Origin of the sequence: Phycicoccus sp. Soil802, assembly GCF_001429605.1 — a bacterium.
GTDB lineage: Bacteria > Actinomycetota > Actinomycetes > Actinomycetales > Dermatophilaceae > Pedococcus.
In genome coordinates this window covers 378319-400112 of sequence record NZ_LMSS01000007.1, presented here as the reverse complement: position 1 = coordinate 400112, position 21794 = coordinate 378319, and the positions used below count along the sequence as shown (strand labels likewise).

Annotated in this window: 20 protein-coding genes and 1 tRNA gene; 19 read left to right on the top strand and 2 right to left on the bottom strand. The window is 65.3% G+C overall.

Translation table 11 applies throughout. From position 1 onward, the window contains the following. Window positions 1-75 precede the first annotated feature (75 nt). From ASG91_RS18770 to ASG91_RS20835, 15 genes are all read left to right on the top strand, one after another. Window positions 76-1056, top strand: a complete 981-nt coding sequence (locus ASG91_RS18770) for an acetylxylan esterase (protein WP_056924140.1) — start codon at window positions 76-78, stop codon at window positions 1054-1056. Further along, window positions 1053-1880 (top strand): polyphosphate--glucose phosphotransferase, encoded by an 828-nt coding sequence (gene ppgK / locus ASG91_RS18765; protein WP_056924139.1) that lies wholly within the window; start codon window positions 1053-1055, stop codon window positions 1878-1880. The genes ASG91_RS18770 and ppgK overlap by 4 nt, the downstream gene beginning before the upstream one ends. Window positions 1881-2183: 303 nt before the next feature. After that, entirely contained in the window at window positions 2184-2339 is a 156-nt protein-coding gene (locus ASG91_RS21120) for a LacI family DNA-binding transcriptional regulator (RefSeq protein WP_200961358.1), read from the top strand. 506 nt (window positions 2340-2845) lie between these two features. Beyond that, entirely contained in the window at window positions 2846-3715 is an 870-nt protein-coding gene (locus tag ASG91_RS20935; protein ID WP_082594321.1) for a helix-turn-helix domain-containing protein, read from the top strand. A gap of 220 nt (window positions 3716-3935) precedes the next feature. Further along, a complete protein-coding gene (locus ASG91_RS18760) occupies window positions 3936-4910 on the top strand; it encodes a substrate-binding domain-containing protein (protein WP_200961357.1) in 975 nt (324 codons plus the stop codon). A 41-nt stretch (window positions 4911-4951) separates the two neighbouring features. Further along, window positions 4952-6454, top strand: a complete 1503-nt coding sequence (locus tag ASG91_RS18755; protein ID WP_056924138.1) for a sugar ABC transporter ATP-binding protein — start codon at window positions 4952-4954, stop codon at window positions 6452-6454. A 17-nt stretch (window positions 6455-6471) separates the two neighbouring features. Then, entirely contained in the window at window positions 6472-7473 is a 1002-nt protein-coding gene (locus tag ASG91_RS18750) for an ABC transporter permease (protein ID WP_056924137.1), read from the top strand. A gap of 83 nt (window positions 7474-7556) precedes the next feature. Then, window positions 7557-8648 (top strand): zinc-binding dehydrogenase, encoded by a 1092-nt coding sequence (locus tag ASG91_RS18745; protein ID WP_056924136.1) that lies wholly within the window; start codon window positions 7557-7559, stop codon window positions 8646-8648. Next, a complete protein-coding gene (locus tag ASG91_RS18740; protein ID WP_157606425.1) occupies window positions 8645-9742 on the top strand; it encodes a DUF4380 domain-containing protein in 1098 nt (365 codons plus the stop codon). Before ASG91_RS18745 ends, ASG91_RS18740 begins: the two co-directional genes overlap by 4 nt. Next, on the top strand, window positions 9739-10491 hold the full coding sequence (locus ASG91_RS18735) for an SDR family NAD(P)-dependent oxidoreductase (RefSeq protein WP_056924135.1): 753 nt from the start codon (window positions 9739-9741) through the stop codon (window positions 10489-10491). The genes ASG91_RS18740 and ASG91_RS18735 overlap by 4 nt, the downstream gene beginning before the upstream one ends. Beyond that, on the top strand, window positions 10488-11636 hold the full coding sequence (dgoD, locus tag ASG91_RS18730; protein ID WP_056924134.1) for a galactonate dehydratase: 1149 nt from the start codon (window positions 10488-10490) through the stop codon (window positions 11634-11636). Before ASG91_RS18735 ends, dgoD begins: the two co-directional genes overlap by 4 nt. A 19-nt stretch (window positions 11637-11655) precedes the next feature. Further along, window positions 11656-12273, top strand: coding sequence for a bifunctional 4-hydroxy-2-oxoglutarate aldolase/2-dehydro-3-deoxy-phosphogluconate aldolase (locus ASG91_RS18725; protein WP_056924133.1), 618 nt, complete (start codon window positions 11656-11658; stop codon window positions 12271-12273). After that, window positions 12270-13205, top strand: coding sequence for a sugar kinase (locus tag ASG91_RS18720; protein ID WP_056924132.1), 936 nt, complete (start codon window positions 12270-12272; stop codon window positions 13203-13205). The genes ASG91_RS18725 and ASG91_RS18720 overlap by 4 nt, the downstream gene beginning before the upstream one ends. Next, on the top strand, window positions 13202-14065 hold the full coding sequence (locus ASG91_RS18715; RefSeq protein WP_056924131.1) for an SMP-30/gluconolactonase/LRE family protein: 864 nt from the start codon (window positions 13202-13204) through the stop codon (window positions 14063-14065). Before ASG91_RS18720 ends, ASG91_RS18715 begins: the two co-directional genes overlap by 4 nt. A 121-nt stretch (window positions 14066-14186) precedes the next feature. Beyond that, window positions 14187-14263: transfer RNA gene (locus ASG91_RS20835), tRNA-OTHER, on the top strand. A gap of 203 nt (window positions 14264-14466) precedes the next feature. Here the strand turns inward: ASG91_RS20835 and ASG91_RS18710 are convergent. Next, on the bottom strand, window positions 14467-15306 hold the full coding sequence (locus ASG91_RS18710; protein WP_056924130.1) for a helix-turn-helix domain-containing protein: 840 nt from the start codon (window positions 15304-15306) through the stop codon (window positions 14467-14469). A gap of 215 nt (window positions 15307-15521) precedes the next feature. Here ASG91_RS18710 and ASG91_RS18705 point away from each other — a divergent pair, with 215 nt between their 5' ends. Then, window positions 15522-16721, top strand: coding sequence for a Gfo/Idh/MocA family protein (locus tag ASG91_RS18705; protein ID WP_056924129.1), 1200 nt, complete (start codon window positions 15522-15524; stop codon window positions 16719-16721). A 273-nt stretch (window positions 16722-16994) separates the two neighbouring features. Here the strand turns inward: ASG91_RS18705 and ASG91_RS18700 are convergent, their stop codons facing one another. Further along, the gene (locus tag ASG91_RS18700; protein WP_056924128.1) at window positions 16995-18011 is read right to left on the bottom strand and encodes a LacI family DNA-binding transcriptional regulator; all 1017 of its coding nucleotides are present in this window, start codon (window positions 18009-18011) and stop codon (window positions 16995-16997) included. 447 nt (window positions 18012-18458) lie between these two features. Between ASG91_RS18700 and ASG91_RS18695 the strand changes: the two genes are divergently transcribed. From ASG91_RS18695 to ASG91_RS18685, 3 genes are read left to right on the top strand one after another with little or no spacing between them, the layout of a single operon-like run. Next, window positions 18459-19397 carry a carbohydrate ABC transporter permease gene (locus ASG91_RS18695; protein WP_082594319.1) on the top strand — a complete coding sequence of 313 codons (939 nt, stop codon included), beginning with the start codon at window positions 18459-18461 and terminating at the stop codon, window positions 19395-19397. Window positions 19398-19407: 10 nt separating this feature from the next. Further along, entirely contained in the window at window positions 19408-20349 is a 942-nt protein-coding gene (locus tag ASG91_RS18690; RefSeq protein ID WP_056924127.1) for a carbohydrate ABC transporter permease, read from the top strand. A 54-nt stretch (window positions 20350-20403) separates the two neighbouring features. Then, window positions 20404-21753: a sugar ABC transporter substrate-binding protein gene (locus ASG91_RS18685; protein ID WP_056924126.1), complete on the top strand. Its 1350-nt coding sequence runs from the start codon at window positions 20404-20406 to the stop codon at window positions 21751-21753. Window positions 21754-21794: the final 41 nt, after the last annotated feature.

Here is a 21794-nt window from a genome sequence, read left to right as displayed (position 1 = left end):
CGTACGCCACCGTCCACCGACGCTTCTAATCCAGCGTGCATCCTCCATCCTCGCCAGCACCGAAAGGCCCACGCCATGCCTTGGTTCGACCTACCCGAGGACCAACTGCGCACGTACCGCACGACCACGGTCGAGCCTGAGGGCCTCGACGAGTTTTGGGTCGCCCGGATCGACGAAGCGCGAGCAGCGGCCCGGCCGACCACGATGACGCGCCACCGCCCAGAGGTCTACGGAGACCTGCCAGTCTGGGACGTCGAGTTCTCCGGCGCTCGCGGTGACCGCGTACGCGGCTGGTACCTGCGCCCAGCAGGGTCGGGCGACACCCAGCTGCCGCTGGTCATCACCTACATCGGCTACGGAGGCGGGCGCAGCGTCCCGAGCGACCACCTCGCGCTCGCGGCCGTCGGCTTCGCCAACCTCGTCATGGACACCCGTGGGCAAGGCGGTCGCTGGTCAACCGGAGCCACGCCGGACGGCACAGGGACCTTCGCGGAACGAGCCGAGGTCATGACGAGAGGCATCACCCACCCCGAGGACTACTACTACACCCGGCTCTATGTCGACGCCGTTCGTGCAGTCGAGGTCGCCGCTCAGCTACCCGGCGTAGACCCTGATCGCATCGGCGTCACCGGCAGCAGTCAGGGCGGCGCGCTCGCCCTCGCAGCGGCAGCACTTCTGCCACCAGCAGTACGGGTCTGCGCGGCAGACGTACCTTTCCTGTGCGACATCCAGCGCGCGATCACACTCTCCGACGAGTACCCGTACGCCGAGATTTCCGACTTCCTCGCCATGCACTTCGACCTGGTCCAGGCCGCCCGCGACACGCTGCGTTACATAGACAACGCTCTACTCGCACGCCGCATCACGGCAGACACCTCGATGGTTGTGGGCCTGATGGATCGAGTGTGCCCGCCATCAACCGTCTTCGCTGCCTATAACGCCATCACCGCGCGAAAGCGCATAGAGGTCAATCCATTCGGCGTGCACTCTCACAGCAGGCAGCACGACGAAAGCAAGGTTCAGTTCCTCCGCGAGCGTCTGGTGGCACCCCAATGAGCGACCAGCCAGATGTCGCCCTTGGCATCGACATCGGGGGCACCGGAACCAAAGGCGGTTTGGTGGACATCTCATCAGGCTCCCTGGTCAGTCAGCGGTACCGGCTTGATACCCCACAACCAGCAACGCCGACCGACGTGTCCGACGTCGTTGCCGCCGTTGCCGCCCGCTTCGACTTCGCCGGCCCTGTAGGCGTCGCGTTCCCCGGCGTCGTCCTCAACGGCGTAGCTCACACCGCCGCCAACCTGGACGACAGCTGGATCGGTTCCTCCTTGCACCAGCTCATCGGTCCCCGGCTAGATGGGCCATCGACCTTTCTGAACGACGCCGACGCCGCCGGCCTCGCCGAAGCTCACTACGGCGCAGCCCGGGGCCAGCAAGGCGTCGTCGTTGTGGTCACCTTCGGCACCGGCATCGGTGTCGCCGTGATCAACAACGGCGAGCTGGTCGCCAACTCCGAACTCGGCCACATCGAGATCGACAACGTTGAGGCCGAACGCCGCGCGGCCGCGTCAGCCCGCGAACGCGACCAGCTGACCTGGGCCGAGTGGGGCGCTCGCGCCGACACCTACCTGAAGGCCCTGGAAAACCTCGTCTGGCCCAACCTGATCATCCTGGGCGGCGGCATCTCCAAGAACCCCGAAAAGTGGCTTCACCACCTCAACCCGCGAACCCCGGTCCGGCTCGCTCAGTCGACCAACAACGCCGGCATCATCGGTGCAGCCGACGCCGCCTGGATGCAGCACCGCGCCGACGCCACGCAGCTGATCCAACACCGCGCCGGGCGCGCCATCCAACCCCCAGCAGAACCATTCCCGTCATGAGCGGGAGGTCTTTGAATGCGGGCTGGAACCCGCCGACCACCGCCTGGGCCGAGATCGGTGACCCCGGCCGACCAGACCCCGGCGGCGCGACTGCTCATAGGACTGCGTGTCGGGTCGCCCGCCTCCACCACATCGTGGCGGATTCCTCGGCCTTCGTGAATGGAGGGCAACCCTCATGACGGACGCCTCAGCCGCGCGCCGAAACTCCCGTGTGTCGAATGTCGAGGTTGAGGGCACCCATGCCAACGGGACTGCGGACCGAAGTGACGCTCCCAGGCCCCCGACCATCAAGGCGTCGCTCGCATGGCGGGGGTGAGTTTCGCGACGGTGTCCCGGGTCTTGAATGCCGAACCGCATGTCCGCGAGGAGACCCGGCTGCGGGTGAAGCGCGCCGTCGCGCTGCTCGGCTACGAGAGGAACGAGGCAGCTGCCCAACTTCGTCGCGGCGCCGGGTCATAGGGCTGGCAACAGACTTGGAACCAGGCAACGAACCCGCGTCGATGGCGGCCGTGTGCGACACCAATCGTGGGCGGAGCGCCTCATGCTCAGGGCATGACCTAAGGGTCCGGGTGTGGTCGAAAGTCGACGTCTGATGTCGAGTGTCTGTGGGGAAATCGCGGCGAAATTCGCTGGCGAGCCGAGAAGGTCCGGGCGAGCGGGCGGCATACGCCGGTCTCTAAATCCATCGCGAAAGCTTCGAAGGTTCGAATCCTTCACCTGCCACCACGTGTACAAGATGGCCCCTGACCAGCGGGAACGCAGGTCTGGGGCCTTCCTCGTCGCCCCATCACGTGCGGGGTGATAGTGGCTCTGAGCGGCGTTCTACGGGTGTCCGCGGGGAAATGCCCGATGCTGGGTCGCGGCGCTCACTGACTCGCGGACGGCTGCAGGGCCCGACTCGAATCGGCGCCGTGCCAACGTCCTGACCGGTTAGGCGTGGCAACAGAGATAGCTACGCTTCGATCGTGGAACGGAGATCCGGATTTCTCGGTGAGCGGCTGAGAGTGTTGCCTCCCCGCGTTGCAGCCTCGGCTGTCGAGCGCCCATTGACCCGATCGCTACTGGTGACGGATTGTGGGTATTTTCCTCACGCGACAGGTCACGAGCGCAGTCGACCTCACGGTGCGCGCCAGGCAATAGTCATCATCTGCGCAGAGGGTGAAGGCTGGTGCCGCATCGGCGGTGGCCAACACCGGGTGACTCCCGGGACCGCGTTGGTCATCGCGCCCGGGGAGGCGCATGTGTACGGGGCCGACGAGGCGGCGCCCTGGTCCGCCTGGTGGTTGCACGCCACGGGTTCGGCGGTGCCAGAACTCCTGGCGGCGTTGGAGGTCAGTTCCAGCCGGCCGGTCGTCGCGGTACCACGACTTTCGCAAGCGGTGGCACTGGTCGATGAGGCCATCAGGGCTTTCGAGACTGACGAATCACCTAGCTCGTTAGCGATCGCATCGGGCGCGGCCTGGCACCTCTTCGCTTCGTTGACCAGCGGACGACACCGAGCCCCAGCTGGCCGTCCAGACCCGGTGGCGCTCGCGACAACGAAGCTTCAGCAGGAGCTGACCACCGCCATCAGTGTTGGAGATCTCGCTGCCGCGGTCGGGCTGTCCGCATCTCATCTCTCGGCGCTGTTCCGAAAGACGGTGGGTTGCGGACCAGCCGAGTATCAGACCCGTTTGCGCATGTCTGCTGCTCGCGAGCTGCTCGACACGACGGACCTGCCCGTGTCGACCATCGCCCGCCGCGTCGGGTATGCAGATGCCTTCTACTTCTCTCGGAAGTTCCGCGCAACACACGGCAGCACTCCCTCCGAATATCGCTCGGGCGCCAAGGGCTGAACTGGACGGTTCGACGATTCGATCGTCCAAACGTCCAGTTACGCAGTCGGTTTGACCCTCATCGACGCTCCTCATTCCGTCATAGCGTGAAAGCGATCCGCTTCACCGGAGTCTCAGGGATACCGACTGTCCCTTGACCAGCGCCGGCCGTGAGGACGCGGACCACTTCGAACTCAAAGAGGAGTATCCAGTGGCACGAGCACTCTCCAGGATGATCACCGTGGCAACCACCCTGATCGTCGGCACCGCAGCACTGGCTGCGTGTGGATCGGACTCAGGCGGCGGTTCTGCCCCAAAGGAAGTCAAGGTGGGTGTCATCTACTTGGACACCCAAGGCTTCTATGGAGGTGTCCGCAAGGGTATCGACGCGGGCGCCAATGCGGCGGGAACCAAGGTGAAGATCGTGGAGACCAACGCACAGGATGACGCCAGCAAGGAATCGAGCTTCATGCAGACCCTTGTCGGGCAGCAGGTGAAGGCCATTCTGCTCTCCGCATCCTCCGCGACCGCGTCGGTGCCAGCGATCAAGCAGGCACACGACGCCAACATCCCGGTCATCTGCTACAACACATGCATCCAAGAGCCGGAGATGTCGAAGTATGTCTCCGCCTACACGTTGGGCGACCCGATCGAGTTCGGCGCCAAGCTCGGTAAGGCCGCTGCCGACTACTTCAAGAGCAAGGGCATCGCCAACCCGACGATCGGCGTGGTCAACTGTGAGTTCGTCGAGGTGTGCATCGAACGTCGCAAGGGCTTTGAACAGGCCCTCAAGGCCGATGGCGTGAACTACCGGATCGTGGCAAACCAGAAGGGCGGGGACGCCTCCGCCTCGTTGACCGCCGCTCAGAACATCCTGACTGCCAACAGCAGCCTGGACGCCATCATGGGTGAGTACGGCGACGCCACCATTGGTTCGGTCAAGGCGGTGCGCAACGCCAACCGCGTGGGGAAGACAGTGGTCTTCGGTGGCGACATGACGACCGACATCGCCAATGCGCTCAAGGACAACACCGTTCTGAAGGCACAGGTGGACATCGGCGGGCAGGTCATGGGCAAGGCGGCCATCAAGGCGGCGTTGGAGATCATCGACGGCAAGAAGCCCTCCAAGGTCGTCGTGCCAGTTCCGGTGGACATCTACACCAGTCCGGAGGATGCCTCCTCGTGGTTGACCGCCCACGCCGACGGCATCCCGTGATCGAACCAAGCCGCTCGGCCTGACCGATCTAGGTGAAAGAGATGAGCACTGTGTCCCCGAACGCCGCCGAAGTAACAGGAGTCTCGAAGACCTACGGAGGGATCCACGCGCTGCGAGGTGTCGACTTCAGCATCGGCGTCGGTGAGGTCCGCGCACTCTTGGGCAAGAACGGAGCAGGGAAGTCGACACTGATCCGCCTCCTTGCGGGTGCAGAGTCTCCAGAGGGCGGTCAGGTCGTCATCGGCGGAAAGCGGCTCGAGCGCCCCAACGTGTCCGACGCCCAGCGCCTCGGGGTGCGCACGGTGTACCAGGAACTTAGTCTCATTCCCGAGCTGACCGTGGCCGAGAACATGTTCATGGGCGAGTGGCCGATGCGTGGAGGACGCATCGACCGACGGTTGATGCTCGAGAAGGCAGACGAGGCCCTGTCCCGCCTTGGGGTCCGCGTGGATCCCAGGGCGTGGGTCGGCGACATCTCGATCGCCGACCAGCAGATGGTGGAGATTGCCCGGTCGATGAGCCGCAGTCCAAGGGTTCTGATCCTCGACGAGCCCACCAGTTCTCTAGCCGCCGCCGAGGTGGACCGTGTCCTGGAGGCGGTAGCGACAATCAAACAGTCCGGCGTTGCCGTGGTCTACGTCAGCCACCGCGTCTCGGAGATCAGGCGCATCGCCGATAGCGCAACGGTCATGCGCAACGGAGAGGTTGTCGCCACGTTCCCTATCGCTGAACGCACGACCCGGGAGATGGTCGACATGATGCTGGGGGTCGCGGGTGAGGACGCAGAACGGGTCCAAGTCCCGCTCGCGGCTGGCCCTCCCGTTGTTGAGGTACGTGGTCTGGTCGTCGAACCCAAACTTCACGGGATCGACCTGGACGTGCGGCCCGGCGAGGTACTCGGCATCGCCGGAGTCCTCGGGTCGGGCCGAACCGAGCTGCTGCAGGTCATCGCCGGTGTCCGAAACCCCGACTCTGGCACGGTCACAGTAAATGGGACCGCATCGCACGGCCGAGGCCACAGATTCGCTCAACGTCTCGGAGTTGGTTTGACGCCGGAAGACCGCAAGACCGATGGCATCGTGCCCGAGCTCGGCCTCGACGAGAACCTCGTCATGTCGGACTTCACCAAGGTCGCCACCGCTGGGGTCTTGTCCTCAGACCGTGTCAAGCGCGCCGCCGTCCAGGCCATGGAGGCGATGTCGATCAAGAGCGCTTCGTCCTCGACACCCATCGGTGCCCTCAGCGGCGGCAATCAGCAGAAGGTGGTCATCGGTCGGTGGCTGCACGCGGGAAGCAGCATTCTGCTGCTCGACGAGCCAACGCGTGGCGTGGACGTGATGGCCAAGCAGCAGATCTACGAGCTTCTGCGGTCGCTCGCGCGCTCGGGCAAGGCGGTGGTCTTCGTCTCGAGCGAGATGGAGGAGCTCAACCTGGTCTGCGACCGGGTCGTCGTGCTCAACGGCGGGCTCATTACCGCGGAGCACACCGCGCCTGCCATCGAGACCGACCAGCTACTGCTCGCGGCGATCGCCGAACCCGCATGACCAGGAGAGAAGGACCAATGCCCACTCTGACATTCCGCCGAGAGGCACAGACGACCGAGCGCGGCCGCACCCTGACGGCCCAACAGCTCAACGAGGGCGGACTGACCATCGCTCTCGTCCTGCTCGTCATCGTCCTCGCGGTCACGACGGACAGTTTCGCCACGGTCTCGAACATGTGGAACATCCTCGGAGACGCCGCCCTCGTCGGGATCGTGGCCTGGGCGGGCACGCTGGTCATCGTTGCCGGAGAGATTGACATCAGTGTGGGACCGGCAGTGGCCTTCTGGGGGGTCATGCTCGCCAAGATGGCCGGCCCGTGGGGGTTCCCGCTGCCCTTGGCGGTACTGCTCACCCTCATCGGGGGTCTGCTCGTCGGAGCCGCGGCAGGCTGGTTGCGTGGACGCTTTGGCGTTCCGTCCTTCATCGTCACCCTCGGCCTGTGGAGCAGCCTGCGCGGCTTGGCACAGTTCATGACAGACGCGTTGCCGGTGCCCATCAAGCCGAACGGCCTGCTTGACGTGCTTGGAGGCAAGATCGGTCCCATACCGACGGCTGCACTGGTGATGTTCTTGCTCTTTGCCGTTTTCGTTTTCGTGGCTCGAGCAACCACCTACGGTCGTTCGGTGTACGCGGTCGGCGGGAACGCTCGCGCCGCCAACCTCTCTGGGATCAACGTCCTCAAGATTCGCGTGATTCTGTTTGCCACGAGCGGGCTCATGGCGGCCCTGCTGGGCATCGTCGTCGCCGGCCGTCTTGCGTCAGGCAACAGCGGCGCGGCCTCCGGCCTGGAGTTCTCGGTCATCGCCGCCGTCGTCGTCGGTGGAACGGCTCTACAGGGCGGCCGAGGCTCCATGCTGGGCACGCTGCTGGGCGTCCTGTTCATCGCTGTGATTGGCAATGGCCTCGTCCTGCTCGGCGTGAACTCGTTCTTCCAGGACGTCGTTCGCGGCTTGCTCATCGTGGCCGCCGTCCTGGTCAACACCGTCCTGGGGAACCGTACCGGCCGGCGTGGGGACTGACCGCCTGTTCATCAGCTCGGTGCACCCGACTGTCCACAGCGTGCGGCGCCAGCCGTCACATGAAGAGAAGGTTTGAACGCTCCATGAATGACACCCCATCCAAGCCACTACCGGCGAGCATGCCGGGGATCTTTCTGCCGGGCGACTCGACCACCGAGACCCGCACCATCCCCGTGCCGACCCCGGGCCCCGGTCAGGTTCTGGTCGAGGTCGGCGCCTCCGGCATCTGCGGTAGCGACATCGGCTACATCTACCGCGGCTACAAGTCCCACAAAGGACTGGATGGCCCGGCGTACCACGGAGTCGTCTCAGGCCACGAACCGTCTGGCCGGGTCCTCGCAGTCGGACCCGACTGTCGGCGGTTCCGCGTCGGAGACCGCGTCATCGTGTACCACATCGCGGGCTGCGGGCTCTGCGACAACTGTCGCCGCGGCTTCTACATCAGTTGTTCCTCGCCCTCTCGCGAGGCCTACGGCTGGCAGCGCGACGGTGGCAACGCGCCATACCTACTCGCCGAGGAGCGGACCCTCGTCCCACTGCCCGATGAACTCTCCTACGTCGATGGCGCACTCATCGCATGCGGCTTCGGCACGGCATACGAAGGCCTGCGGCGTATCCGCGTCAACGGCGACGGCGACCTCTTGGTCGTTGGGCTGGGCCCGGTTGGACTGGCCGCTTGCATGATCGGCAAGGGGATGGGGGCTCGGCGGGTCGTAGGTGTCGAACCATCGGCAGAACGTCGAGCGTGGGCCGACACTCTCGGCCTCTTCGACCGGACTCTCCCTGCCGACGACCATGTCGTAGCCGCCCTGGAAGAGGCCTCAGCAGGCCATGGGTTCGCGTTCACGATCGACGCATCTGGTTCTGTCCTGGGGAGGTCGACGGCCATCGAAGCCGCCGGCGAATGGGGACACGTCTCCCTCGTCGGAGAAGGAGGCCGCCTTGAGACCGAAGTGTCAGACACCTTGCTGCACAAGCAGCTCACGTTGCATGCCTCGTGGGTGACTTCCCTTCAAGCCATGAGTGAGCTTGCCGTCAACCTGGTCCGTTGGGACCTACGTCCCGAGCGGATCGTCAGCGATCTCTTTCCGCTCAGCCAAGCGCAGGAAGCATTCGGCCTCGCCGCGGGCGCGAGCAAGGGCAAAGTGGTTTTCGTCGCAGATGAGGCGCCGTGACCTCGGCGTCACAGGTTTCCGTAGTCATCGACGACGGGACGCCCTCAGCACGTCCAGACGTGGTGTGGCTGAACAACGGGCAGGTACGCCTCGGATTCGTGCCGGCACTCGGAGGGCGACTCCTGTCCGTGACCGTCGCTGGCGAAGAAACGTTGTGGCGCAACGCCGCCCTGCTCGATGACCAGCTCCACCCTGTTGAGGGGCACAACCCCGCTCCTACGACTGGGAAACTGAGGGACTGGAACAACTACGGCGGAGACAAGACCTGGCCCGCGCCGCAGGGCTGGTCCGGTCCTGACGAGTGGCCGGGACCACCCGACCCTATCCTCGATTCGGGCCCATACGCGTGGCGGGTAGATCGGCATGACTCCGGTGCGGTCAGCCTGGAGATGACCAGTGAGCCGGATCCCAGGACGGGCTTGCGACTCGTGCGCACGTTCACTGTGGCGCCGAGTTCGTCGGCCTATGACTTGCTGCTCGAAGCGCACAACTCAAGCAGCCGTATGGTGACTTGGGCCTTGTGGAATGTGACGCAGCGCCGAGCCGGAAGCCCGGACGACGGTGGTGTGATCCTGTCCATCGAACCCGGCGGGGAGGACGCTGTCCCGCTTGTAGTTGGAACCGTGGCACCCGAGCACGAAGTCCTCCAAGGCGGGCGGGTCCTCATCCGTCATCAGCGCGTCGTCGGCAAGCTCGGCTTTCCCTACGCGTCGGGCTGGATCGCCCACCTCGCCGGGGGGACCACGTCGACCATCCAGTTCAGCCCCGAGGTGGACGCCAGCTACCCCGATCGTGGATCACGGGCCGAAGTGTGGATGGAGACCCCGCTACCGAGGCCTCTCGCAAACCTCGGTGGCCTCCGTCCGGCGGCTGACATCGTCGAACTCGAGGTGCTCGGGCCGTTGCGCCGTCTCAGTCCGCGGGAGTCGATGACCATGCGCCTTCGCTGCGCAGCGACGGTGGGGCAGCCTCCCGACATCGAGTCGGTTCACGCTGATGGTCACATGTCCTCGCAGGGATGGACGTCGTACGGCTCGGGACACTGCTTGGGCAACGAGTCGATGTCACGGCCTGCCCACGAGGCCCAGCGGTGAGCCGCGTAGTGAACCGGACCGCTGTCATCACCGGCGCGGCTCAGGGAATCGGAGCGGCAGCCGCACACCGCTTGGCGGCCGACGGGTACCGCGTGGCAGTCCTCGACATCGACCCGCGCGGCACGAAGGTTGCCGACGAGATCCGTCTTGCTGGAGGGCGGGCTACCTTCGCTCTTTGCGATGTGGCTGACGAATCGTCCTGGGCCGAAGCCATGGCCCTGGTCCACCGCGAGCTCGGACCCGTCGACGCCTTGGTTTCCAACGCCCTGGTCACTGATGGGCTGCCCCTGCACGAGTTGTCGGTGGAATCCTGGAATCGCCAGTTGGCCGTCAACCTCACCGGCGCCTTTCACGGCGTGCGCGCATGTCTGCCGGACCTGGCACGCAGCGGCACCGGATCGGTCGTCATGGTCGCCTCGGTCCACGCATGGTTCGGGCTTCCCGGGGTGCCGGGATACGCCACCACCAAAGCGGGGCTTACCGGTCTCACCCGTCAACTAGCCGTTGAGTACGGGGGTGCGGTCCGGTTCAACTGTGTGGTGCCGGGACCAGTGCTGACGGCTCAGTGGGACCAGATCTCTCCGGAGGATCGCAAGCAGAGCGCCTCCGCCACGTTGGTCGGGCGGATGGGGCGACCCGCCGAAGTGGCAGCAGCCATTTCGTTCCTGATCAGCGAAGACGCCTCCTTCATCACCGGCGCATCATTGGCCGTCGATGGGGGTTGGAGCGTTGGGAAGAAGTCGTCGTGAAGGTCGTGTCAGTCGAGACCTTCCAAGTGCCCCCGCGCTGGTTGTTCTGCAAGGTGACCACCGATGTGGGACTGGTCGGGTGGGGTGAACCGGTCGTCGAGGGTCGGGCATCCACAGTCCGGTCTGCTGTCCACGAGATGGCGGACCTCCTGATCGGACGAGATCCACGCACCATCGAGGCGCACTGGCAACGTCTCACCAAGGGTGGCTTCTACCGTGGTGGGCCCATCCTTTCGAGCGCCGTCGCGGGACTGGACCAAGCCCTGTGGGACATCTTGGGGAAAAGCCTCGATACACCTGTGCATCAACTGCTGGGTGGCGCTGTCCGCGACCGGGTGAGGGTCTACGGCTGGGTCGGGGGTGATGAGCCAGCGCAGGTGGCCGACGCGGCACTGGCGGCTGTCGAAAGTGGGCTGACTGCCGTCAAGATGAACGGCACCGCCGCATTTCCCCGTGCCGCAAGCCCCCGCGACCTCGACGAGGCCGCCGGGCGCGTCTTCCGCGTCAGGGAGGCAGTCGGGAACGACGTCGACATCGCCGTCGATTTCCACGGACGGGTCGGGCCCGCGGATGCCCGACGACTCCTGCACCTCATTGAGCCGGCCCGCCCCCTGTTCGTGGAGGAGCCAGTGGTCCCGGAGCTCACCGCCCAACTACGCACCATCGTTGAGTCCACCACCGTGCCGATCGCCACAGGGGAGCGCCTGTACTCGCGTCAGGACTTCATGCCCGCACTCCGTGCTGGTATCGCGGTGGCCCAACCCGACCTATCGCACGCAGGAGGAATTTCTGAGGTGCGTCGGATCGCTTCGCTGGCTGACACCTTCGGAGCCCTCCTCGCGCCCCATTGTCCGTTGGGGCCGCTCGCCCTCGCCGCAAGTCTGCAAGTCGCCTTCAGCACGCCCAACTTCCTGTTGCAGGAGCAGTCGATCGGCATCCACTACAACGAGGGCTCCGCAGAGCTCCTCGACTACGTGCTGGACCGGTCCCCTTTCGATTTCATGGGCGGAAACATCGCGTTGTGGAGTGCCCCAGGACTAGGCGTTGACATCGACGAATCAGCCGTGCGACATGCGGACGCGAAAAGCCACGACTGGCACAACCCTGTCTGGCAGCACACCGACGGCTCATTCGCCGAATGGTAAGACGCATCAAGGAGATTCGATGAACCTGTTGGACCGAGTCCGAGAGCAGAAGCTGGTCGCGATCGTCCGAGGTCGCGACGCAGAGGCATCTGTCTCGACGTGCCTAACCCTCGCCGACGAAGGGATCCGGCTGATTGAGGTCTCGTTGACGACGAGAGACGCCTTTCGTGTCATCGAGTCGGTGGCAAGCCGGCTTGATGGTGAGACTGCTCTGGGTGCGGGCACGGTGCTCACAGCCGACGACGTGAGAAGGGTCCGTGACTGCGGTGCGAGGTACATCGTGACGCCGGCCTTGGCGCCGTCAATCGAGGCAGCCCACAGTCATGACCTACCGGTTCTCGCGGGCGCTCTCACCCCCAGTGAGGTCGTGCAGGCCGCGAACCACGGTGCCGCCGCGGTGAAGCTCTTCCCGGCCTCGGTGTTTGGGCCGGCATACGTCAAGGCCTTGCGCGATCCGTTCCCAGACGTCCCCTTGCTGCCCGTGGGCGGCGTCGAGCTCCAGCACGTGGCCGCCTACCTTTCGGCAGGCGCCACTGGGGTGGGCATCGGCAGTCCCCTCTGCGGTGACGCACCCCATGGTGGTGATCTTGAGGCCCTGCGGCAGCGTGCGCGCCTCTTCATGGCGGCCGTGCGATGACCGGCGTCGACGTCGTGACATTGGGAGAGGGGATGATGGCGCTTCGCTGCCAGGGGCTGATCCACCTCGGCGCCCCCATGCACACCTCAATCGCCGGTGCGGAGTCCAACGTCGCCATTGGGTTGAGCCGCTTGGGCCATACGACCCGTTGGCTTGGCAGGGTCGGCCACGACGAGAGCGGCCGGTTGGTCCGCCGCGTACTGAGCGCAGAACAGGTCGAGGTGGACGGTGTGGTCGACGACTCAACGGCGGCTACCGGGCTGGTCATTTTCGAGCAACGGCTTCCAGACGTGACGAGGGTGGAGTATCACAGGGCGAACTCCGCAGGCTCGCGCTTGCAGCCTGATGACGTGATCCCGGTGCTCCTCGAGGGGAGGCCCCGACTCCTCCACGTCACCGGGGTGACCGCTGCCTTGAGCGAGACCGCACTCGAGACTGTTCGCATGGCGATCGACGCCGCTCGCGGTGCGGGAGTTACGGTCAGTCTCGACGTTAACTACAGGCGGGCATTGTGGGACGCGCACGCCGCCGGTGCGGTGCTACGACCCCTGGCCGAACAAGCTGACATCGTGATCGCTTCGGAAGACGAGCTCTCGCTGATCGGTAGTCCCCAGGGGCTCCTCGAGCTTGGTCCTCGGGAGGTGATCGTCAAGTTGGGTCCAGAGGGAGCGCTGGCCTATTCGAAGGACCAGCAAGAACCGATCACCAGCTCCGCGTCGCGGGTACACGTTGTGGACTCCGTGGGCGCTGGCGACGCCTTCTGTGCTGGCTATCTCTCGGGCTGGCTCGACGGTATCGATCTGGTCGAGCGGCTGCGACGGGCGAACACAGTGGCTGCCTTCGCCGTCGCCACCCGCGGTGACTGGGAGGGGCTACCGGTTCGATCGGAACTGATGCTGGTCGATGCTCCAGCAGGGTTTGCACTGCGATGACCGCGGGATACGACTTCACGCCGGTGGAGTCGCGAAGGCACGCGCTAGGGGAGGGCGCACGCGCGCTCGGCGATGGCTTCGTGTTCGTCGACCTGCTCGAGGGTCGTTTGTTCCACCTGGGGACCGAACGCCCTCCCAGACAGCTGGCTCATCTCGACGTCCCACTAGGGGCGGTGGCCCCGCTTGCTGGAGGCGGATGGGTTGCCGCCGCAGGCACCGGCTTCGCCCTGTTGCGAAACGGTGTGACATGGCTCCACCGTCCGGGGGACGGTGCCTCGACGCCGGTGCGGATGAACGACGGGGTGACAGACCCGAGTGGCAGGTTCTGGGCGGGCTCAATGGCTTATGACGCCACGGTTGGGGCCGGGTCCCTGTACAGGCTCGACGCCGACCTGTCGCTCACGGAGGTCATGGACGGCCTGACTATCCCCAATGGGCCAGCGTTCAATGCTGCCGGGGACGTGATGTACGTCGCCGACACGGCGCTTGGGACGATTTACCGCTGCGACGTCCATGTCGACTCTGGAGAGGTGACTGAACGAAACACCTTCGCGCGGATCGAGGACGCAAGCCCGGACGGTATGACCGTGGACGCCGAGGGATACCTGTGGTGCGCCATGTGGGGAGGGAGTCGAGTGAACAGATACGCGCCCGATGGCACACTCAACCGATCCATTGGCCTTCCCGCCAGCCAGCCGACGAGCGTCGCCCTCAGCGTCACGCACCCCTTCTCCATTGTGATCACGACGGCGACCCACGGCTTGCCCAAGCCGCTGGACCACGATGGCCGCGTGCTCAAAGCCCAAGCAGATGTCGGAGGGTTGGCATTGAAAGCCTTCGCCGCGCACGGAATTTTCTGACCTGGTCACTTCGGGACACCGTTCCGCGCGAGACGCAGCAAAGAGCGGCAGGACGTCCCCGCTGATGCACGCCGTGCCCCCGGGGGAAATCGCGGCGAATGTCGCCCGCGAGCCGCGAGGTGGCAGGTGAGCGGACGGCATTCGTCGGTCTGCAAATCCATCGCGAAAGCTTCGAAGGTTCGAATCCTTCACCTGCCACCCAGTGCACGAAGGGCCCTCGACCAGCGGAAACGCAGGTCGGGGCCCTTCCTTGTCGTCCCGTCGCGAGTCCGGCTGAGAGCGGCTCTGAGCGGCGTTGTACGGGTGTCTGGGGAACGGGTAGGGAATCGGCCGCTCAGCCCTTGCGCCGGGTTCGGGGGGTCACTGGCTTGGGCGGCTGCAGGGCTGACGCGGGCCGGCTCCTACCGCCGCACTCGTGACTCTGGCTGCTGAGGTAGGTGGTCCGGCGTCCGGGATGTGCGTCCCGGCGGCCCGGGAGCGGCCCTGCGGTGCTCGCGTCTGAACGCTGCTGGCGGTGTGCCGCACGCGGCGACGAAGGCGGCGTAGAAGCGGCTGACTGACCCGAAGCCAGCGGCCGCGGCGACCTCGTTCGTGCGCAGGTCGGTGGTCACTAACAGCCGGCGCGCCTCGGCGAGCCGGAAGTGTGCCAGGTACTCGCCGATGGTCATGCGGACGACTTTGCGGAACTGCGTCATGGCGTAGTTCGGGTGCAGCCGGGCGGCGTCGGCGACGTCGGAGACGGTGACCGCTTCGCGGAAGTGCTCGGCGATGTGCCGCACCATGGCGAGGACGAGGCGGACGGCCGGGTCGCCTCCGGTGTACTGTCCGGCGTCACGCTCGTGCTCGCCTAGCGCCAGCCTCCGGATCCGCGCCTCGACCTCGAGCATCGCGATGCGGTGTCTCTCGGGATCGTCGGTCGCGAGGTCTGCTGCCCAGTGCTCGAAGCCCGCCTCGTCGGACGCCAAGGTCGTCGACGGTGGGGAGACCAAGGGGGTGCCGGACAGGATCCGACTGACCACGTCCTCCGGCAATCCCCAACCGAGGAACGTCGAGAAGGGGACGTAGACCCAGTGTGCGCGGGTGGCGGAGTTCGCGACGAGCTGGTGGGGCACGGCGGCCCAGAACGCCACGGTGCTCCCCGGTGCCACCTCGAGGTGCGAACCGCCGAACAGGTAGAGCATCGACCCTCCCTCGGCGACGAGGTTGACCTCGAGGTCGTCGTGCTGGTGGGCGCTGCCCATCAGGGTCGGCGCTCCGGTCCAGCTGGTGAGGCTCGACGGAGCGATTTGCGCAAGCGTCTGAGGATTCAAGAAGTTTCTGCTCTCGGGCGGGAAGCCTTTTGCGTATTGTAGTACCTAGCGTGGAGGGGTCCGCGAGAAGCCGGGACTGTGCGCGCCTGTGGTGCCACAAGCCTGCGGCCGATCGCAGTCCCCATCCACCGTCCAAAGGAGTATCCGTGTTTTCCCTCGGTATCGTCGGCGCCGGCCAGTTCGCCGGCCAGTTCGCCAAGCTGTTCCTGGCTCACCCCGGCGTCAGTGATGTGTACGTCACCGACGTGATAGCGGATCGGGCTGAGCACCTCTACGCGGACGAAGGTCTGGCGGGCACGTTCCCGTCCTACGAGGCGATGCTCGCCTCCGATGCGGTTGACGCCGTCGCGATCTTCACCCAGCGGTGGACGCACGGCCCCCTTGTCGTCCAGGGGCTCAAGGCCGGAAAGCACGTGTACTCGGCCGTGCCTATGGCCATCACCGAGCAGGAGATCGCGGCGATCATCGACGCTGTCAAGGCCACCGGCCTGACCTACATGATGGGCGAGACCAGTCACTACAACCCGGCGACCGTGTACGCGCGGAACCAGATCGCCGCGGGCGCGTTCGGTCGGCTGTTCTACGCCGAGGGCGACTACGTGCACGACATGGACCTCGGGTTCTACGAGGCCTACCAGTACAGCGGCGGCGAGCAGTGGAAGGAGACGGCGAGCTACCCGCCCCTGCTGTATCCGACGCATTCGATCGGCGGCGTCCTCGGGGCATGGGAGACGCACGCGGTCAGCGTGTCCGCCATCGGGGTCACCGACGAGCGCGGCGACGGCGTGTTCGACAAGGACGTGAGCCAGTTCGACAACGACGTGTCCAACGCGACCGCGCTGTTCGAGGTGGCCGGCGGAGGATCGTTCCGCACCAACGAGTTCCGCCGTGTCGGCTACCCCTCGCAGATCCGGGAGTCACGCTTCCGATTCTTCGGCACCGAGGCGAGCATGGAGCAGCTGGCCACCGTTGCCTTCTGGCAGGACAAGCGCGGTATCGAAGAGATCAGTGAGCTGCTGGAGCCCAAGCCGACCATGTCCCCGGACGACCCCTCGCTGCAGCGCATCGCTCCCGACCTGCGGGCCGCCTTCACCTCGGGTTCGGCGCCAGTCCACGACCGGGAGCGACTTCCGCGCGAGTTCGACGAGATCCACAACGGGCACGAGGGCAGCCACCACTTCCTCGTCGACGACTTCGTCAGCGCCGTCAACGCGGGGAGCTTGCCGCCGGTGAACGCATGGGTGGCGGCCCGATACACACTGCCCGGGATCGTGGCTCATGAGTCATCCCGGCTGGGCGGAGCCCGCCTCGCGATCCCGGACTTCGGGGACGCGCCCGCGAGTTGAGCCCTCCGGTTCGGGGAGCCTCAGGGTCATCGGGGATCCCCTCCCGGTCGGTTCCTCGCGTCGCGGCCAACGACTCCAAGCGCCATCGCAGGGCGCCGACGGCTAGTTGGTGGCCCTCGCCGTCAGACAGCCCGGAGACGGCAAGAACGCCGACGATGGCTCCTTGGACGCGGATGGGAATGACAAGACGTCGAGGCGGGGCCGGAAGGGCGCCGCGGAGCGACTCAAGAATCCAGCGCGGCCGGCTGACGCCAGCCCGATGACCGGCTACATCTAGGCGCTGCCGCCCAGCACCAACTCCGTTGGCACAAGGTGTCCTTCGTCAGCAATGTGCACTCCGCCAACCTGGATCAGCAAATGACTGACGAGGGTAGCGGCGATGTCCTTGACAGGGATGCTCACGCTCGTCAGAGGGGGTTCGACCATTGTCCGAAGCGGACCGGCGTCGAAACCTGTGACCGCAAGGTCGACCCCCACGCGGATGCCGTTCGACGTAGCGACGTTCACGACCGCCAGAGCCATGGCGTCGCTGGACGTCACGATCGCGGCGGGACGGTCGTTGCGGTTCAGCAGCGCCTGGAGCTGCTTCGTCACGGTTGGCGGCTCGCCAGTGATGACTGCGTCGTCGGCGATGTCGAGCCCGTGGGCACGGAGGGCATCCCTCGCCCCTTCGAATCGTTCGAGGTTCCAGTACTTGTCGAAGGGGTAGCTGACGTAACCGAAGGTCCTGTGTCCCGCTGCGACGAGGTGTTCGACGACGGGGATCATCGCCGCCCGGTTGTCGATGTCCACCCAGGGATAGGCCTGGTCCGATGCGCCCCGCCCGAACACCACGAATGGAACTCGCGCCTCTCGCAGAATGCGTGGTCTGGGGTCGTCAGGCGTCGAGTCCGAGAGGATGAAACCATCGACGGCCCCGGACTGCACACTCGTGCGAAAGTCCTTGGCGCCCAAGCCTTCGTGGGCAAACACGACGACACGGTACTGGCGTGCCGCAGCGCCGTGCACGACGGCCCGCAGGAACGAGATCGTGAACGGGTTGGTGACGTCGAGCTGCTCGCCGGACATGTCAAAGCCCAACAACATGGTCCGGCGCGACCGCAGGCTTTGCGCGTACCGGTTGGGCTGGAAGCCGAGCTCCTCGATGGCGGACTCGACCCGTTCGCGCGTCTCATCGGTGAATCCGCCGCGAAGGTTGATGACGTTGGACACCGTCTGTCGCGACACGCCAGCGTGATGGGCCACATCGACGATGCGGACCCTCTCCGCGGGTAACGCGGACTCAAACACGATTGTCCTCTCAGAGTAGCCACCGCCGGAGCGGACTCCCGCCGTGCTGGAGCATACCGGCGAGGAGAGGGCTGCCTCGCAGATGCTGTAAAACCGCTGCCGTTATAAAACTGTAACACGATTCTCTTGACCGACCACGAAAGTGGGTCCACTGTTTCGTTCAACCAAATCGGTGTTTCGTTCAACCGCGATAAGTGTTTCGTTCAAGCGATCCCACCCTCACATCGCTAACGCGCAGACATCATTTCCGGGTCGTTCTCGGATTCGTCCCCCGCACGACGGCGCCATGCCGCCCCGGGTGACTCCACCGCACGAGCCGTCGCCCACCGAGGCGCACGTTGCTCGTCGATCGCCCTCATCGATTGGGCAGCTCATGGTCGCCGCACGGACGCGATGTCCGATGCCCCGGCGCCCACGAGGTCGCAGCACTCACAAGGAGGTAAGTGCATGGCAACCACCATTGCGCCGGTTCCGCCGCGGACAGGGCGCCGAGTCCCTCGCATCGCGCTGGGCAAGCAGAGTAGAAGTGACACCTTTACGGCCTGGCTGTTCATCGCGCCGGCCGCGCTTGGATTCGCCGTCTTCTTCCTCTACCCCACGCTCCGAGGCATCTACCTCAGCTTCACCGAGTACAGCCTCTTCGGCGCCCCGCAGTTCGTCGGTCTCGACAACTTCGCGGCCATCGCCGATGACGCCCTGTTCTGGAACTCCATGAAGGTGACGCTGTGGTACGTCGTCCTCAACATCGGATTCCAGACCACGATCGCCCTGGGACTTGCGGTGCTCATGCATCGCCTCACCAAGTCGGGGATCATCCGTGGCTCCATCCTGCTGCCGTTCCTCGTGGCCAACGTCATCGTGGCGCTGGTGTGGTTCTGGATGCTGGACTACCAGATCGGCATCGTGAACACGATGCTCGGGTGGGTCGGCATCGATCCGGTCGCCTTCTTCGGCAGTGAGAACTGGGCGATCCCTACCATCGCCTTCGTCAATGTCTGGCGCCACATGGGCTACACGGCACTGTTGATCTTTGCCGGCCTGCAGACGATTCCCACGACGGTCTACGAGGCTGCCGCGGTTGATGGCGCCACCGAGGTCCAGACCTTCCGGAAGATCACGCTGCCCCTGCTGCGACCCGTCCTTGTCCTGGTCCTGATCATCACGGTCACGGGTTCGTTCCAGGTGTTCGACACCGTTGCGGTCACCACCAAGGGCGGCCCGATCAACGCGACGAGGGTGATCCAGGTCTACATCGTCGAGCGAGCCTTCGGACGAAGCGACTTCGGTTACGCCGCAGCGCTTTCCGTCATCTTGTTCATCATCTTGGCCGTGGTCGCGTATGCCCAGAATAAGTGGCTGCGCGGCGGCGAGTCGGACCTGGCCTGAGGAGACGATCATGACGACCATCACTGTCAAGCGGCGCCGCGACTCGAAGCGTGCGGTCGCCGAGACCAAACCCCGCAAGCCCCTGTCGGCGGGTCGTGTCGTGGCCTGGATCGTGCTGTGGGCCTTCATCCTGCTCACGGTCTTCCCGTTCTTCTGGATGATACGGACCGGTCTGTCCAACGGCAGGTCGCTGGCGGCCAACTCTGGGTCGTTCCTGCCGGCCGACTTCACCTGGGGAGCCTTCAAACGCGTTCTCGGGTTCGGGACGGTGGCCGAGGCCCAGGCCGAAGGAGGGTCCGGCGCCTCGATCAACTTCTGGCTCTACCTGCGCAACTCGTTCATCGTGTCGACGGTTGCGACAGCGGGCCAGGTCTTCTTCAGCGCGATGGCGGCGTACGCGTTTAGCCGTCTCGAGTGGCGCGGGAGGGACAAGATGTTCGCCCTCTTCTTGACAGCCCTGTTGGTGCCGCCGATCTTCACCGCCCTGCCCAACTTCCTCACGATCAAGTCGCTGGGTCTGCTCAACACCCTTCCGGGGATCATCCTGCCGTCGTTCTTCATGACGCCGTTCGCCGTCTACTTCCTGCGCCAGTTCTTCCTGGGCATCCCGAAGGAGATCGACGAGGCGGCCCGTCTCGACGGGGCGTCGCACTTCCTGACTTTCCGCAGGATCATCCTGCCGATGTCGACGGCGCCTGTGGTCACCCTCGGGATCCTGCAGTTCATCGCGTCCTGGAACGACTATTTCTGGCCACTGCTGATCGGACAGACGGAGAGCTCTCGTGTCCTCACGGTGGCCCTCGGTGTCTTCCGCAGCCAGACCCCTCAGGGCACGCCGGACTGGGCAGGGCTCATGGCGGCGACTCTCGTCGCGGCCGTCCCCATTCTCATCATCTACGGCATCTTCGGCCGCCGGATCGTCAACTCGATCGGCTTCAGCGGAATCAAGTAATCCAACCAGAGTCTGGGTCCCTGCGTGGACGGCAGCTCGTCGAAAGGAAAGACCATGAAGAGCAAGACAGTGCGCGCTATGGCGCTGGCCGTCACCATCCCCCTCGGACTGACGCTGTCTGCCTGCGCAGGCGACGACGCCGGTGGGGGAGGCGGCAGTGCTGGTGGGACGATCGACTACTGGCTGTGGGACTCCAACCAGCAACCCGCCTACCAGAAGTGCGCGGACGCCTTCACCGCGGCAAACCCCGCGTGGAAGGTGAAGATCACCCAGAGAGGCTGGGACGACTACTGGTCCACGCTGACGACGGGGTTCCAGTCAGGTACCGCTCCGGACGTCTTCACGGACCACCTCTCCAAGTATCCGGAGTTCGCTAAGAACAAGGTGCTCATGTCGTTGGATGACGCCGTGGGCAAGGTCGACACCTCGATCTACGCGCCGGGCCTCGCGGACCTGTGGGTCGGCCAGGACGGCAAGCGCTACGGCCTCCCCAAGGACTGGGACACCGTGGCCCTCTTCTACAACAAGGAGATGACGGCAGCGGCCAAGATCTCCGACGACGAGATGGCCAACCTCACGTGGAACCCCACTGACGGAGGGACCTACGAGAAGGCCATCGCGAAGCTGACCGTGGACAAGAACGGCAAGCACGGGGACGAGGCGGGCTTCGACAAGAACAACATCGCCGTCTACGGCCTGGGCCTGCCGGGGTCGGGAGCCGGCAACGGCCAGACGGAATGGGGCTACTTCGCCGCCACGACAGGATGGCAGTACACGAACAAGAACCCGTGGGGCACGCAGTATAAGTACGACGACCCCCGCTTCCAGCAGAGCATCGCGTGGTGGAAGGGCTTGATCGACAAGGGGTACATGCCCCCGTTGAAGGCGACGGTGGGCGCCAGCATGAACGACAACTTCGGTGCCAAGAAGTCCGCGATCAACGCGAACGGCTCCTGGATGATCGGGAGCTACGCGGCATACAAGGGCCTCAAGCTGGGCATCGCACCGACCCCCGTCGGCCCGAGCGGCAAGCGGGCGAGCATGTTCAACGGCTTGGCCGACTCGATCTTCGCGGGCACCAAGAAGAAGGAAGGCGCAGGAAAGTGGGTCAAGTTCCTGGCCTCGGCTGACTGCCAGAACATCGTGGGTCAGGAAGGCGTCGTCTTCCCGGCCATCGACTCCGGTGTCGAGGCTGCCAAGGCCGCCTTCAAGGCGAAGGGCGTCGACGTCACCCCGTTCACCATTCAGGTGGACGAGAAGACGACGTTCTTGTTCCCCATCACCGACAACGCGGCCGACGTGAACGCGATCATGCAGCCCGCGATGGATGCCGTGCTTCAGGGCAAGTCCGACGTCTCGTCACTGACGAAGGCGAACGAACAGGTGAACGCCCTGTTCAAGTAGGGACCCAGGCGTGGGGTGGAGACGAGTGCACCGAGGGCCTT

What these genes read in the sequence shown, in the direction of transcription:
- ASG91_RS18755 (WP_056924138.1), top strand. Translation starts at nt 4,952, where the DNA reads ATGAGCACTGTGTCCCCGAACGCCGCCGAAGTAACAGGAGTCTCGAAG.
- ASG91_RS18710 (WP_056924130.1), bottom strand. Translation starts at nt 15,306, where the DNA reads ATGGGCAGCGCCCACCAGCACGACGACCTCGAGGTCAACCTCGTCGCC.
- ppgK (WP_056924139.1), top strand. Translation starts at nt 1,053, where the DNA reads ATGAGCGACCAGCCAGATGTCGCCCTTGGCATCGACATCGGGGGCACC.
- ASG91_RS18715 (WP_056924131.1), top strand. Translation starts at nt 13,202, where the DNA reads ATGACCGCGGGATACGACTTCACGCCGGTGGAGTCGCGAAGGCACGCG.
- ASG91_RS18720 (WP_056924132.1), top strand. Translation starts at nt 12,270, where the DNA reads ATGACCGGCGTCGACGTCGTGACATTGGGAGAGGGGATGATGGCGCTT.
- ASG91_RS21120 (WP_200961358.1), top strand. Translation starts at nt 2,184, where the DNA reads ATGGCGGGGGTGAGTTTCGCGACGGTGTCCCGGGTCTTGAATGCCGAA.
- ASG91_RS18690 (WP_056924127.1), top strand. Translation starts at nt 19,408, where the DNA reads ATGACGACCATCACTGTCAAGCGGCGCCGCGACTCGAAGCGTGCGGTC.
- ASG91_RS18745 (WP_056924136.1), top strand. Translation starts at nt 7,557, where the DNA reads ATGAATGACACCCCATCCAAGCCACTACCGGCGAGCATGCCGGGGATC.
- ASG91_RS18685 (WP_056924126.1), top strand. Translation starts at nt 20,404, where the DNA reads ATGAAGAGCAAGACAGTGCGCGCTATGGCGCTGGCCGTCACCATCCCC.
- ASG91_RS18770 (WP_056924140.1), top strand. Translation starts at nt 76, where the DNA reads ATGCCTTGGTTCGACCTACCCGAGGACCAACTGCGCACGTACCGCACG.
- ASG91_RS18750 (WP_056924137.1), top strand. Translation starts at nt 6,472, where the DNA reads ATGCCCACTCTGACATTCCGCCGAGAGGCACAGACGACCGAGCGCGGC.
- ASG91_RS18725 (WP_056924133.1), top strand. Translation starts at nt 11,656, where the DNA reads ATGAACCTGTTGGACCGAGTCCGAGAGCAGAAGCTGGTCGCGATCGTC.
- ASG91_RS18695 (WP_082594319.1), top strand. Translation starts at nt 18,459, where the DNA reads ATGGCAACCACCATTGCGCCGGTTCCGCCGCGGACAGGGCGCCGAGTC.